Genomic DNA, 12,192 nt, shown 5'->3' with positions numbered 1-12,192 from the left:
GATGTGGCAGCCTGGCGGGCATGAGTAACTCGACCATCGCCGTGCTGTTGTTCGCGCTCGGCGGCTTCCTGATCGGCGGCGTCTACGCGACCTGGAAGAGCGTCAAGTTCATGGCCGTCGTGCTGGGGATCGGCGCGGTGCTGGCGATCGGCGGCGCCATCGCCTGGCTGGCCTGAGCGCCGGCGGTAAATCGGCTGCGCGCCGCGACGGTGGCGGGCATGCTGTGCGGCATGTCCGGAACCCCGCGCACCGTCGCCGAAGTCATCCGGCTTCAGCGATCGGGGAGCCGCGTCAAGTTCCTGTTCTTCTGGGGGCATCAGCCCCGGCGTGACGGCACGATCGGGCCGGAGTGCTTCAGCCAGTGGTGGCCCGCCCGGTTCACCGCGGACGGCGAAACGTTTTCGACCGCCGAGCACTACATGATGTGGCGCAAGGCGGTCCTGTTCGACGACGCCGAAAGCGCCGCGAGAATCCTCAAGGCCCGGCATCCGCGTGAGGCCAAGGCTTTGGGCCGCCAAGTACGGGGATTCGACCAGAGCCGCTGGGAGGCCGAGCGCTACGGCATCGTCCTCGACGGGACGGTCGCCAAGTTCGGGCAACACCCGAACCTGCGGGATTTCCTGCTCGGCACCAAGAACCGTGTACTGGTCGAAGCCAGTCCGCTGGACGTCGTCTGGGGGATCGGGCTCGCGGCCGACCATCCGCACGTCGACAACGCCGAACGCTGGCGCGGCTTGAACCTGCTCGGATTCGCGCTAGGCGAGGCCCGGACAGAGCTGAAGGGGACTTTCCCCGCATGACATGCGACGAAAGTCCCCTTCACCGCGTCTAACGCGGGTAAAGCGTCCTTCAGCTCCGAACCAGCTCCCGCTCGTCAGGAGCGTCCAGCTGCTTCGCGAGCTTCTCGCCTTCGACGTCGACATCCGGCAGCACGCGGTCCAGCCACTTCGGCAGCCACCAGGCGCCGCGCCCGAGCAGCGACATCAGCGCGGGCACGATGGTCATCCGGATCACGAACGCGTCCACCAGCACCCCGAAGGCCAGCGCGAACCCGATCGATTGGATCAGCGAGGACTCCGCGAGGACGAACCCGGCGAACACACTGATCATGATCAGCGCGGCGGCGACCACGACCCGGGAGCCGTGCCGGAAGCCGGTGACCATCGCCTGCTGCGGGTCGGCGCCGTGGACGTATTCCTCCCGCATCCGCGTCACCAGGAACACCTGGTAGTCCATCGCGAGCCCGAACAGCACACCGATCAGCAGGATCGGCAGCATGCTCATGATCGGCCCGGTCGTCTTCACCCCGAGCAGATCGGTGAGCCAGCCCCACTGGAACACCGCCACCACGGCACCGAACGTCGCGACCACGGAGCCGAGGAAGCCCAGTGTCGCCTTCAGCGGGACGACGATCGAGCGGAACACCAGCATCAGCAACAGGAACGCGAGCCCGACGATCAGCGCGAGGTACGGCAGCATCGCGTCGGCGAGCTTCTCCGAGACGTCGATGTTGGCCGCGGTCTGGCCGGTCACCGCCAGCGACGCGCCGGTGGCCGAACCCAGCCCCGCGTTCAGGCCGCGGATGTCGCTGACGAGGTCTTCGGTCGCGGTGCTGCTCGGACCGCTCTTCGGGATGACGGTCAGCAGCGCCAGGTCACCGTCCCGGTTGGTCTTCGGCGGCGTGACGATCGGGCGCTCTTCGAGTCCGCCGATCCCCGCGGCCGCCTGCTGGAGCGCGGCCTGCCGGTCGGTGCTGCCGGCCAGGTCGACGACGATCACCAGCGGGCCGTTGGCGCCTTCGCCGAAGCTGCGGGCGACGGTGTCGTAGGACTTGCGCTGGGTGGTGTCCGGTGCGGCGGTGCTGTCGTTCGGCAGGCCGAGCTGCATGCTCGCGGCCGGGATGGCGACGATCGCGAGCCCGGCGATCGCGGCGATCAGCACCGGGATCCGGTGCCGGGCCACGAAACGCGCCCAGCGCTCACCGTGCGTCGTCGCGCTTTCCTTGCGGCGCAAGCGGATCTTGCCACCGGCCAATTTGCCGCCCGCGAACCCGAGGATGGCGGGCAGCAGGGTGAGCGCGATGACGACCGCGATGGCGACGGTGATCGCCGCGGCGACGCCCATCTCGCCGAGGAACGGGATGCCGACGACGGTCAGGCCCGCCAGCGCGATGATCACGGTCAGCCCGGCGAACACCACGGCGGAGCCCGCCGTGCCGGTGGCGCGTCCGGCCGCTTCTTCCGGATCACGGCCGATGCTCAGTTCGTGCCGATAGCGGGAGACGATGAAGAGCGCGTAGTCGATGCCGACCGCGAGACCGATCATCAGCGCGAGCACCGGCGTGTTCGTGTTCAGTTCCAGGAAACCGGACGCCGTCGTGATGCCCGCCATGCCGATCCCGACGCCGATGAGCGCGGTCAGCAGCGGGATCCCGGCCGCGAGCAGCGAGCCGAAGGTGATGATCAGGACGATGGCGGCGACGGCTACACCGAGGCCTTCGGTGGCGTTCGTGGCGGGCATCGCCTGGACGGCGTCACCGCCGAAGTCCACGGTGTACCCGGCGGCCTTGGCCGCGTCGGCGGCGGCCATCAGGCCTTCGCGGTCGGCGTCGGTCAGCTCGAAGCCCGGCACGCGATAGCTGACCTGCGCCAGCGCGACGTGCTTGTCCGGCGAGATCGACTGCATCTGCAGCGGGTCGACCACGCCGGCGACCTTCGGCGCGTCCTTGAGCCCGGTGACGAGACCCGTGATCGCCGCCCGCCCGGCCTCGTCGGTGATGTCGCCGGGCGTCGAGATGACGACGCGCGCGGTCGCGCCACCGGCGGCGGCCTCCGGGAACCGGTCCGCGAGCTGGTCGATCGCCTTCTGCGACTCGGTGCCGGGGATGGTCACCGAGTTCGAAAGCTGGCCGGACAGGGTCAGCGCCCCCGCGCCGAGGGCCACCAGGACAGCGGCCCACACCGCCGTCACCAGTGCCCGGCGCCGGAACGAGAACCGGCCCAGGCGGTACAGGAAGCTGGCCACGAAACATCTCCCGTTCACTCGATCAGGTTCATTCCAAGCTAGCCGATCGGCTAGTGGCCTACAAGTCGATCGGCAAGTGTGTGACTAGCCGCACGGCTAGTACTCGTTTGGCCCGACGGGCACGCTTGACGTAATCTCCGACGGCTGAACGAGGAGGGATCATGGACGTCGTCCACGCGGAGGACACCCGCACGCGACTACTGAACACGGCGTTGCGGTTGTTCACCGAACACGGCGTGGAAGGCACCTCGCTGCAGATGATCGCGGACGCCCTCGGCGTCACGAAGGCCGCCGTCTACTACCACTTCAAGACGAAGGCGGAGATCACCGAATCCGTCGCCGAGCCGGTCCTGCTCGAACTGGAAGGCATCGTCGACGACGCCCGCGCCCAGCGCACCCGCGGCGCGCAGATCGACCATCTGCTGGACGGTTTCGTCGACCTCGTGGTGCGGCACCGCTCGCTGGTCGCCCTGTTCTCCAGCGACCCCGGCATCGCCCGGGCGATCGAGAAGTCCGTGCACAGCTCGGCCAGCTTCAAGAACCGGCTGCTGGAGATCCTGGTCGGTCCGGATCCGGATCTCACCGCGATCGTGACGGCCCAGGTGCTGCTGGCGGGGATCGCCGTCGCCGGCGGTTCGCCCGAGGTCGCGTCGCTCGACGACGAGACGCTGCGCGAGACGCTTCTCACCGTCGGCCGCAAGCTCTACAACCGCCCGCGCCGCCGCGCCACGTGACCGATGTGTTCAAGACAGGCGCCGCGATCCGCGCGAACCTGTCGGCATGAACATCGATCTGAAGTCCGCGGCCACGTTCATGGCCACCCGGGCCCGCCTGCTCGACAGGCGGCGTTTCGAGGTCCTTTTCCGCGACGGTGACCCGGCGGCGGCGCTCGCCGCGCTGGAGGGATACCGCAATCCCGACGGCGGCTACGGCCATGGCCTCGAACCCGACTGCCGCTCCGCGACCAGCCAGCCCGGAGGCGCGCTGCACGCCTTCGAGGTCTTCGCCGACATCGGCCCGGTGTCCAGCCCGCGCGCGGCCGAACTCTGCGACTGGCTCGCCTCGATCTCGTTGCCCGACGGCGGGATCCCGTTCGCCCTGCCGATGCCGGATCCGTTCGGCAGCGCGCCGTTCTGGGCGAACGCGGACCCGTCGGTCTCCTCGTTGCAGATCACCGCGATCGTCGCGCTGGTCGCGCGTCGCGTCGCGGCGCACGATCCGGCCGTCGCCGCGCATCCTTGGCTGGCGAACGCCACGCGCTATTGCCTCGACGAGATCGAGAAGCTCGACGGGGCGCCGCACGCGCTCGTACTGGCCTTCGCGATGAAGCTGGTGGACGCGCTGGGTGACGCGCGCCTGACCGGGAAACTGGGCCGGTTCGTCCCGGACGACGGCGTGGTCGCCGTCGGCGGCGGGATCGAGGGCGAGGCGATGCGCCCGCTCGACTTCGCCCCGGACCCGGACGGACCGGCACGGAAGCTCTTCCGGCCTGAGGTCATCGAAGCGGATCTGCTCCGGGTGGCGGGCGGGCAGCACGAAGACGGTGGCTGGCGGGTCGACTACACCAGCTATTCGCCCGCGGCCGCGCTGGAGTGGAACGGGCTGTTCACCGTGAACACGCTCTCGCTCCTGCGTGCCAACGGTCTCGCCTAGGGGAGCCGGCGCAGGAACTCCGGCGGGACCGCGGCGGTGAGCCAGACGCCGTTCGCGCTCACCTGGAATTCGTGTCCGGCCGCCGTCATGCCCCGTGTGTCGACGAGGAGCACGACCGGGACGCCGCGCCTTCCGCCGACCGTGCGCGCGGTCCCGACGTTCGCGGAAAGGTGCACGGCGTGCCGGTTCATCGGCCGGAGCCCCTCGTGCAGGATCGCGTCGAGGAACCGGGACACGGTGCCGTGATAGAGCACGTCGGGCGGGGTGGCGGCGGGCAGCGCGAGGTCGACCTCGACGCTGTGGCCCTGGCTGGCGCGGATCCGCAGTCCGTCATCGTCGAAGGCGAAGCGTCGTTTGTCGTTGCCCTCGACCACTTCGTCGAGTTCGGCGCGGGTGAGACGCAAGCCGTTGCGCCGCAGGGCGGCCAAGAGCGTGTCGACTTCGACCCAGCCGTCGGAGGTCAGCGTGATGCCGATGTCGCCGGGTGCGTGCCGCAGATGCCGGGAGAGCCGTTTCGAGGCCCGGATGAGGTGTTTCTTGTCCATTTCGCGTACCAGTGACGCACATCCGGCCCCGCGTGGCAACGGAATTCAGATGCCGCCCTCGGAAGCCGGGCGCAGTTTGCCCGCGCCGGGGCCGAAACGGGACATCTGGTCGTCGGCGTTGTAGAGCCCGCAGCTGCGCAGGGACAGGCAACCACAGCCGACACATCCGGTCAGCCTGTCGCGCAGGCGCTGCAACGCGTCGATCCGCGCGTCGAGCTCGTCCTGCCAGCCGCGCGAAAGGCGTGCCCAGTCGGCCTTGGTGGGGGCGTGGTCCCTCGGCAGGGTCTCCAGTGCCGAGCTGATGTCGTCCAGGCTGAGGCCGACCCGCTGCGCGGCGCGGATGAAGGCGATCCGGCGCAGCACCGACCGCGCGTAGCGCCGCTGGTTGCCCGCCGAGCGCTCCGAGCTGATCAGCCCTTTGTCCTCGTAGAAACGCAAAGCCGTGTGGGGCACGCCGCTGCGGTCGGCGACCTGTCCGATGCTCAGGTGTTCAGCCAGTCTCGTCACGTCGCCAGGCTAGCCTTGACTTCGACCTAAGTCGAGGTTGCACGCTCGGTTCATGACCACCGACACCAAGACCGGCTACGAGGATCTGCCGCGGCTGATCTCGCTGATGACCGGGGACGAGAAGCATCAAGCCGCCGCGGAGTCCACTGTGGACGTCCTGTGGGTGCTCTACGACCGCGTGCTCGACATCACGCCGGAGACCTTTCGTGATCCCGGACGCGACCGCTTCCTGCTGTCGAAGGGGCACGGGCCGATGGCCTACTACGCCGTGCTGACGAAGAAGGGCTTCATCCACGAAGAGGAACTCGCCGATTGGACGTCGGCGGAGTCCCGGCTCGGGCACCATCCCGACCGGGCGAGGCTCTCCGGCGCCGAGATCGCCAGCGGGTCGCTCGGCCACGGGCTCCCGCTGGCCATCGGCACCGTGTTCGGCCTGCGCGCCAAGGGCTTCCGCGACGCCAAGGTCGTCACCCTCGTCGGCGACGCGGAACTCGACGAAGGGTCCAACTCCGAGGCCATCGCCGTGGCGGGCCGCATCGGCATGCCACAGCTGACCGCTGTCGTCGTCGACAATTCCTCGGCCACCCACGGCTGGCCGGGCGGGATCGCGCGCCGGTTCGAGGTCGAGGGCTGGGTCACCCGCACCGTCGACGGCCGTGATCACGAGGCGCTCTACGAAGCCTTCACCACACCTCATCCGGACCGGCCGCTCGCCGTGGTCGCGACCGTCGAGCGAAAGGCCTGAACCCGTGGACATGCGTGAAACGTTCCTCAACGCCGCCGCCGAGGTCCTCGACACCGATCCGAACGTCGCCGTCGTGCTCGCCGACATCTCCGCGGCACAGCTCGCCTTCGCCGCCAGGAAACATCCCGACCGGGTGCTCAACGTCGGCATCCGCGAGCAGCTGATGATGAGCACCGCGGGCGGGCTGGCGCTCGCCGGGATGCGCCCGATCGTCCACACCTTTTCGTCGTTCCTCGTGGAGCGGGCTTTCGAGCAGGTCAAACTCGATCTCGGGCACCAGGACGTCGGCGCCGTGCTGGTGTCTTCGGGCGCGTCCTACGACATGCCCACGGCCGGGCGGACGCATCAGGCTCCCGGTGACGTCGCGCTCATCGACACGCTGCCCGGCTGGACCGTGCACGTGCCGGGGCATCCCGAAGAGGCGCGGCGGCTGCTGCTGGAGTCCATCCCGGGCAACGGACGGGTCTACCTCCGGCTTTCCGCGCAGGAGAACGCGAAACCGCACCTGGGTGTCGGCCTGCAAACGCTGCGCGAAGGCGGCCGCGGCGTCGTGGTGGCCGTCGGGCCGATGCTCGACCGGACCCTGGAAGCGACCGCCGACCTCGACGTGACCGTGCTCTACACCTCGACGATCCGGCCGTTCGACGCCGCCGGGCTGCGCTCGGCCGTCGAGGCCGCGGGCAGCACCGACGTCGTACTGGTCGAGCCCTACCTCGCGGGGACCTCCGCGCACGCGGTGGGGAGCGCGCTGTCCGAGACACCGCACCGGTTGCTCTCCCTCGGGGTCCGGCGCGACGCCGAAGTCCGGATCTACGGCGAAATGGCCGACCACGATCTCGCGCACGGTCTCGACGCCGGCTCGATCGCCTTGTCGGTCAAGGAATTCCTCCGCTAGCGTCGCCGGATGACGAAGATCCGCCCGCTCGCGCTCGGGGTCATCCGCCGAGGTGAAGACCTTCTCGTGTTCGAAGGCCGCGACAACGCCAAAGGGGAGACCTACCACCGTCCGCTCGGCGGCGGGATCGAGTTCGGGGAGACCGCCGCCGAAGCGCTGCACCGCGAATTCCAGGAGGAACTCGCGGCGGAGCTGACCGCTGTCGAGCAGATCGCCGTGCTGGAGAACGTGTTCACCTTCGAAGGCAGGCCGGGGCACGAGATCGTGTTCCTGTTCACCGCCGAGCTGACCGACAAGTCGTTCTACGAACGTGACGAGGTCGGTGTGGTGCTCGACGACGGCGCGCGCGTGCATTGGCTGCCGATGGCCGACGTGACCAGTGGCAAGACGATCCTGTACCCGGACGGACTCGCGGACCTCCTCTCAGCGCAGGACTGACCGCGCTGTCGGCGCCAGTTCCCGTTGTGACCAAGGGTGTTCGAGCTTGCATTCCAGCTCGGCGCCCGTCTTGGCGAGGAGCCCTCGGTGTTCTTCGGTGACCTTCGCGAACCAGACGAACACCGTTTCGTTTTCTCTCACGGGAAGCCGGGGGAAGGTGTTCTCCGCGGGCTCTGTTTCGAAGTGGCCGAAGGTCTCCACGCCGGCTTCGCGCAGAACGGGGGCCACGGTGTCCGCGAAGTGCTCGGAGAACTCCTTGACGGGCCCGATCGGATGGCACACCGTCGCCAGCACGACGGACCCCTCGGCGCCGTCCGGAACGGGGAAACCCGGCCCGGACGGGCGCAGCAGCAGGACGTCCGAGGAGTCGATCATCGTTTCGTTCGCCGCCGGGCCGTGTTCACGCCACACGGGTCCACCGTAGAACGCCCCGAGCGCGGCCCGCCTGGTCTCCATGTCCCGGAAACCGCGCAGCCAAACGAACTTGTCCGGCTCCGCCGGTTCGCGGAAAAGGCCGAACAGGCGCATGCCACAGGCTTCCTGGCTCTCCACGAACTCGCGTTCGAAGAGCTCGATCAGCTCGTCGCGGCGGCCGGGGCGCAGGGTGTACCGGCGCAGCTCGACGACGGACTGGAACTCGGCGGAATCGGTCATGCGCGGGACCCTAGAGGCCCGCACCGACAGTTTCGGTGGGCTCAGCGGAAGGCGGCGATCCCGGTGACCGACTGGCCGAGCGAGAGCGCGTGCATCTCTTCGGTGCCTTCGTAGGTCAGCACGGTTTCGAGGTTCGACATGTGCCGCATCACCGGGTACTCCAGCGAGATCCCGTTGGCGCCGAGCATGGCACGCGCTGTCCGGGCGACCTCCAGCGCGGAGCGGACGTTGGCGAGCTTGCCGAAACTGACGTGGTTGTGGTGCAGCGTCCCGGCGTCCTTGAGCCGTCCGATCCGCAGTGCGACCAGGCCCGCGCGGTTGACCTCGACGACGAGGTCGGCGAGCTTGCGCTGGGTGAGCTGGAACCCGGCCAGCGGCTTGCCGAACTGTTCCCGGCTCAGCGTGTACTCCAGCGCGGTTTCGTAGCAGGAGCGAGCGGCGCCGACGACGCCGAACAGGATCCCGTAACGGGCTTCGTTCAGGCAGGACAGCGGCCCGCGCAGCCCCCGGACCTCGGGGAACGCCGCCGCCTCCGGCAGGCGCACGCCATCGAGCACGAGTTCCGCGGTCAGCGAGGCCCGCAGGGACAGCTTGTGCTTGACCTCGTTCGCGGTGAAGCCCGGTGTGTTCGTCGGGACGACGAAGCCGCGCACGCCCTCGTCGGTCTGTGCCCAGACGACCGCGACGTCGGCCACGGTTCCGTTGGTGATCCACATCTTCGTGCCGCTCAGCACCCAGTCCGAGCCGTCGCGCACCGCGCGGGTCCGCATCCCGCCGGGGTCGCTGCCGGCGTCCGGTTCGGTCAGCCCGAAGCAGCCGAGCGCCTCACCGGCGGCCATCCTGGGCAGCCACTCCTGCTTCTGCTCCTCGGTGCCCCATTTGTGGATCGCGTACATGGCCAGCGAACCCTGCACCGAGACGAAGCTGCGCAGCCCGGAGTCGACGGCCTCCAATTCGCGGCAGGCGATGCCGTAGGCGACGGCGCTGGTCCCGGCGCAGCCGTAACCCTCCAAGTGCATGCCCAGCAGTCCGAGCTGCCCGAAGCCCTTGGCGAGTTCGGCGGCGGGCAGGGCGCCCGATTCGTACCATTCGGCGATGTTCGGCAAGAGCTGGTCCTGCGCGTAGGAACGCACGGCGTCGCGGATGGCCCGGTCCTCGGCGGAGAGCTCGGCGTCGAGATCGAGGAAGTCGCGCGGATCCGGGCTGCTGCTCATGCGGTCACTCCTGGTCGGCTCGGTGAGGCGTGGCTCCAAGAAGAAAACCACACACCGGACCGGAGTCGAGTGTCAGTGATCGCGCCATCCCGTGGTCTTCGTCACCTGAACCGATGCCGAGACCGCCACGCTGGGGGCGGAGCGCTGCTTCTGCTTCGGGATCAGCAGCTCCGCGAAGGTAGGGAAAGGCACGCTGTCGATGTCCTCGCGCCAGGCGTCGAGCAGGCAAGTCAGCTCGTCCGCGTCCTGCATTGTTCCTCCAGAAGTGCAGGGCGGTCCTGCGCCGGCCTTTCACTCGGAGGCCTTAATACCCAGTCGAGTGAAGGTCGAAACAGAGAATTCGCAGAAAATCCGGTCCGCTAACCTGGGCGTGTGGCTACTCCTCGCGTGGTGATCCTGGACTACGGGTCCGGCAACCTCCGGTCCGCAGAACGCGCTGTCGAGCGCGCCGGCGCCAATGTCGAGGTCACCGCCGACCCCCATGCCGCGCTGGAGGCCGACGGCCTGGTCGTCCCCGGTGTCGGCGCCTTCTCGGCCTGCATGGAGGGGCTGCGGTCGGTGTCGGGGGAGAAGATCATCGGCAAACGCCTCGCCGGCGGCCGTCCCGTGCTGGGAATCTGTGTCGGCATGCAGATCCTGTTCGAACGCGGTGTCGAGCACGGCGTGGAGGCCGAGGGCGCCGGTGAGTGGCCCGGCACGGTCGACAAACTGGAGGCCGACGTCCTGCCCCACATGGGCTGGAACACCGTTCGCGCGCCCGCGGACTCACAGCTGTTCGCCGGGCTCGACGCGGACACGCGGTTCTATTTCGTGCACTCCTACGCCGCGCGGACCTGGGAACTGGACTCCGGCCTCGCCGGGCAGCAACCCAAGGTGACCTGGGCGAACCACGGCCAGGACTTCGTCGCCGCCGTCGAGAACGGCCCGCTGTGGGCGACGCAGTTCCACCCGGAGAAGTCCGGGGACGCCGGGGCCCACCTGCTGCGCAACTGGATCGAGACCCTCGCTTAGAGTGGGCGCGTGACTTTCACGCTCCTTCCCGCCGTTGATGTGGCCGATGGCCAGGCCGTGCGACTCGTCCAGGGCGAGGCCGGCACCGAAACCTCCTATGGCAGCCCGCTGGAGGCGGCGCTCGCCTGGCAGCGCGACGGGGCGGAGTGGATCCATCTGGTGGACCTCGACGCCGCCTTCGGCAAGGGCTCCAACCGCGAACTGCTCGCCGACGTCGTCGCGAAGCTCGACGTCCAGGTGGAGCTGTCCGGCGGCATCCGCGACGACGCTTCCCTGGAGGCCGCGCTGGCCACCGGCGCCCGCCGGGTCAACCTCGGCACCGCCGCGCTGGAGGACCCGGAGTGGACCGCGAAGGTCGTCTCCTCCTACGGCGACCGCGTCGCCATCGGGCTGGACGTGCGGATCACCGAGGCCGGGCACCGGCTGTCCGCCCGCGGCTGGACACAGGACGGCGGTGACCTCTGGGAGGTCCTCGACCGGCTCGACCGCGACGGCGCGCAGCGCTACGTCGTCACCGACGTGAGCAAGGACGGCACCCTCCAGGGTCCGAACATCGACCTGCTCCGCGAGGTCGCCGCCCGCACCGACGCGCCGGTCATCGCCTCCGGTGGCGTGTCCAGTGTGGACGATCTCCGCGCGCTGGCCGTGCTGGCCCGCGACGGTGTCGAAGGCTCCATCGTCGGCAAGGCGCTCTACGCCGGCGCGTTCACTCTTCCCGAGGCGCTCGCCGCCGTCGCGGAGTTCTGAGCTTTACCTCCCGGGTAATCGACGCCACGCGTTCGTTCGGTCAGGATTCCTTCCAGGACGACAAACCTGGGAGGACATCATGACCGCGTACGGCATCGCCCACCTTCGCCCCATCGGCGCTCCGACCGAAGAGGTCCTCGAGTACCTGGAGCGGATCCAGGCCACGCTCGACCCCTTCGGCGGCAAGTTCCTCGTGCACGGGGCCGAGGTCGAGGTCCTCGAAGGGGAGTGGCCGGGCGCGCTCGTGATGATCGGTTTCCCGAGCATGGCCGTGGCCCGCGAGTGGTACGCGTCGCCCGCCTACCAGGAGATCCTGCGTCTGCGGGCGGACCACATCCCCGGTGACCTGATCCTGGTGGAGGGGTGCGGGCCGGACCACGACTCGGCGGCGATGGCGGCGGAGCTGCGGGCGCTGCAGACCTCGTGAGTGGTAAGTCGTGTTCTCTTGAGGGGTAAGGCAAAGGTGTCGCTGCTTGCTCGGCGGCGTGTCGGCTTCGGTTGTTGTGAAAGCCACTTTCGCAACCTTCACCGTTGCGAACGTGGCTTTCGCAACGTCGCCGACCTACCAGGCCGCGTCGGTCCGGGTGGTCACCGCTGCTCCTGCCCGCTTCCCCATGAGCCGCCGTGAAGGCCTCCTTCACTACCTTCAGGGTAGGCAAGGAGGCCTTCACGGACCGGACTCGCGCTCCGCCACAGCCGGAACCCAGCAGCTACCTAAGACACGGTCGGCTTTAGCCCGAATCGCCACTCACGACCCAC

The 12,192-nt window shown here is 69.0% G+C and carries 16 protein-coding genes; 10 read left to right on the top strand and 6 right to left on the bottom strand.

Annotated features, from left to right (window positions below; translation table 11 throughout):
• Window positions 1-20 precede the first annotated feature (20 nt).
• Window positions 21-176 carry a hypothetical protein gene (locus tag CFP71_RS44020; RefSeq protein WP_167406003.1) on the top strand — a complete coding sequence of 52 codons (156 nt, stop codon included), beginning with the start codon at window positions 21-23 and terminating at the stop codon, window positions 174-176.
• A gap of 54 nt (window positions 177-230) precedes the next feature.
• Window positions 231-800, top strand: coding sequence for an NADAR family protein (locus tag CFP71_RS05385; protein WP_244199555.1), 570 nt, complete (start codon window positions 231-233; stop codon window positions 798-800).
• Between the two features lie 49 nt (window positions 801-849).
• On the opposite strand, the gene CFP71_RS05380 is transcribed toward CFP71_RS05385, so the two are convergent.
• A complete protein-coding gene (locus CFP71_RS05380) occupies window positions 850-3,024 on the bottom strand; it encodes an MMPL family transporter (protein ID WP_093932720.1) in 2,175 nt (724 codons plus the stop codon).
• Between the two features lie 161 nt (window positions 3,025-3,185).
• On the opposite strand from CFP71_RS05380, the gene CFP71_RS05375 reads away from it, so the two are divergent.
• Together CFP71_RS05375 and CFP71_RS05370 are read left to right on the top strand one after the other, a co-directional pair.
• Complete coding sequence (locus CFP71_RS05375; protein WP_093932719.1) at window positions 3,186-3,758, top strand: TetR/AcrR family transcriptional regulator; 573 nt, start codon at window positions 3,186-3,188, stop codon at window positions 3,756-3,758.
• Window positions 3,759-3,804: 46 nt separating this feature from the next.
• Entirely contained in the window at window positions 3,805-4,677 is an 873-nt protein-coding gene (locus CFP71_RS05370) for a prenyltransferase/squalene oxidase repeat-containing protein (RefSeq protein WP_093932718.1), read from the top strand.
• On the opposite strand, the gene CFP71_RS05365 is transcribed toward CFP71_RS05370, so the two are convergent.
• Entirely contained in the window at window positions 4,674-5,222 is a 549-nt protein-coding gene (locus CFP71_RS05365) for an RNA 2'-phosphotransferase (protein WP_093932717.1), read from the bottom strand. The two genes, CFP71_RS05370 and CFP71_RS05365, sit on opposite strands and share 4 nt — an antisense overlap.
• 45 nt (window positions 5,223-5,267) lie before the next feature.
• Entirely contained in the window at window positions 5,268-5,729 is a 462-nt protein-coding gene (soxR, locus tag CFP71_RS05360; RefSeq protein ID WP_005155287.1) for a redox-sensitive transcriptional activator SoxR, read from the bottom strand.
• Window positions 5,730-5,781: 52 nt separating this feature from the next.
• Between soxR and CFP71_RS05355 the strand changes: the two genes are divergently transcribed.
• The 3 genes from CFP71_RS05355 to CFP71_RS05345 are packed head-to-tail and all read left to right on the top strand — an operon-like array spanning window position 5,782 to window position 7,807.
• The gene (locus CFP71_RS05355) at window positions 5,782-6,474 is read left to right on the top strand and encodes a thiamine pyrophosphate-dependent enzyme (protein ID WP_093932716.1); all 693 of its coding nucleotides are present in this window, start codon (window positions 5,782-5,784) and stop codon (window positions 6,472-6,474) included.
• Window positions 6,475-6,478: 4 nt separating this feature from the next.
• The gene (locus CFP71_RS05350) at window positions 6,479-7,369 is read left to right on the top strand and encodes a transketolase family protein (protein ID WP_093932715.1); all 891 of its coding nucleotides are present in this window, start codon (window positions 6,479-6,481) and stop codon (window positions 7,367-7,369) included.
• A 9-nt stretch (window positions 7,370-7,378) separates the two neighbouring features.
• The gene (locus tag CFP71_RS05345) at window positions 7,379-7,807 is read left to right on the top strand and encodes an NUDIX hydrolase (RefSeq protein ID WP_093932714.1); all 429 of its coding nucleotides are present in this window, start codon (window positions 7,379-7,381) and stop codon (window positions 7,805-7,807) included.
• On the opposite strand, the gene CFP71_RS05340 is transcribed toward CFP71_RS05345, so the two are convergent.
• The 3 genes from CFP71_RS05340 to CFP71_RS05330 all read right to left on the bottom strand — a co-directional run bounded on the left by CFP71_RS05340 (window position 7,793) and on the right by CFP71_RS05330 (window position 9,927).
• Window positions 7,793-8,461 (bottom strand): NIPSNAP family protein, encoded by a 669-nt coding sequence (locus CFP71_RS05340; protein ID WP_093932713.1) that lies wholly within the window; start codon window positions 8,459-8,461, stop codon window positions 7,793-7,795. The two genes, CFP71_RS05345 and CFP71_RS05340, sit on opposite strands and share 15 nt — an antisense overlap.
• A 41-nt stretch (window positions 8,462-8,502) precedes the next feature.
• Window positions 8,503-9,675, bottom strand: a complete 1,173-nt coding sequence (locus tag CFP71_RS05335) for an acyl-CoA dehydrogenase family protein (RefSeq protein WP_093932712.1) — start codon at window positions 9,673-9,675, stop codon at window positions 8,503-8,505.
• A gap of 72 nt (window positions 9,676-9,747) precedes the next feature.
• Window positions 9,748-9,927, bottom strand: coding sequence for a hypothetical protein (locus tag CFP71_RS05330; RefSeq protein WP_093932711.1), 180 nt, complete (start codon window positions 9,925-9,927; stop codon window positions 9,748-9,750).
• A 135-nt stretch (window positions 9,928-10,062) separates the two neighbouring features.
• On the opposite strand from CFP71_RS05330, the gene hisH reads away from it, so the two are divergent.
• The 3 genes from hisH (at window position 10,063) to CFP71_RS05315 (ending at window position 11,860) form a co-directional block, all read left to right on the top strand.
• Window positions 10,063-10,686 (top strand): imidazole glycerol phosphate synthase subunit HisH, encoded by a 624-nt coding sequence (hisH, locus tag CFP71_RS05325; protein ID WP_093932710.1) that lies wholly within the window; start codon window positions 10,063-10,065, stop codon window positions 10,684-10,686.
• A gap of 9 nt (window positions 10,687-10,695) precedes the next feature.
• A complete protein-coding gene (priA, locus tag CFP71_RS05320) occupies window positions 10,696-11,433 on the top strand; it encodes a bifunctional 1-(5-phosphoribosyl)-5-((5-phosphoribosylamino)methylideneamino)imidazole-4-carboxamide isomerase/phosphoribosylanthranilate isomerase PriA (protein ID WP_093932709.1) in 738 nt (245 codons plus the stop codon).
• A gap of 79 nt (window positions 11,434-11,512) precedes the next feature.
• Window positions 11,513-11,860, top strand: coding sequence for a DUF1330 domain-containing protein (locus CFP71_RS05315; RefSeq protein ID WP_093932708.1), 348 nt, complete (start codon window positions 11,513-11,515; stop codon window positions 11,858-11,860).
• Window positions 11,861-12,192 lie beyond the last annotated feature (332 nt).

The sequence above is a fragment of the Amycolatopsis thailandensis genome (assembly GCF_002234405.1).
GTDB classification, from domain to species: Bacteria; Actinomycetota; Actinomycetes; order Mycobacteriales; family Pseudonocardiaceae; genus Amycolatopsis; species Amycolatopsis thailandensis.
Note: the sequence above shows the minus strand (reverse complement) of the source record. Positions and strands in the feature narration are given on the sequence as shown.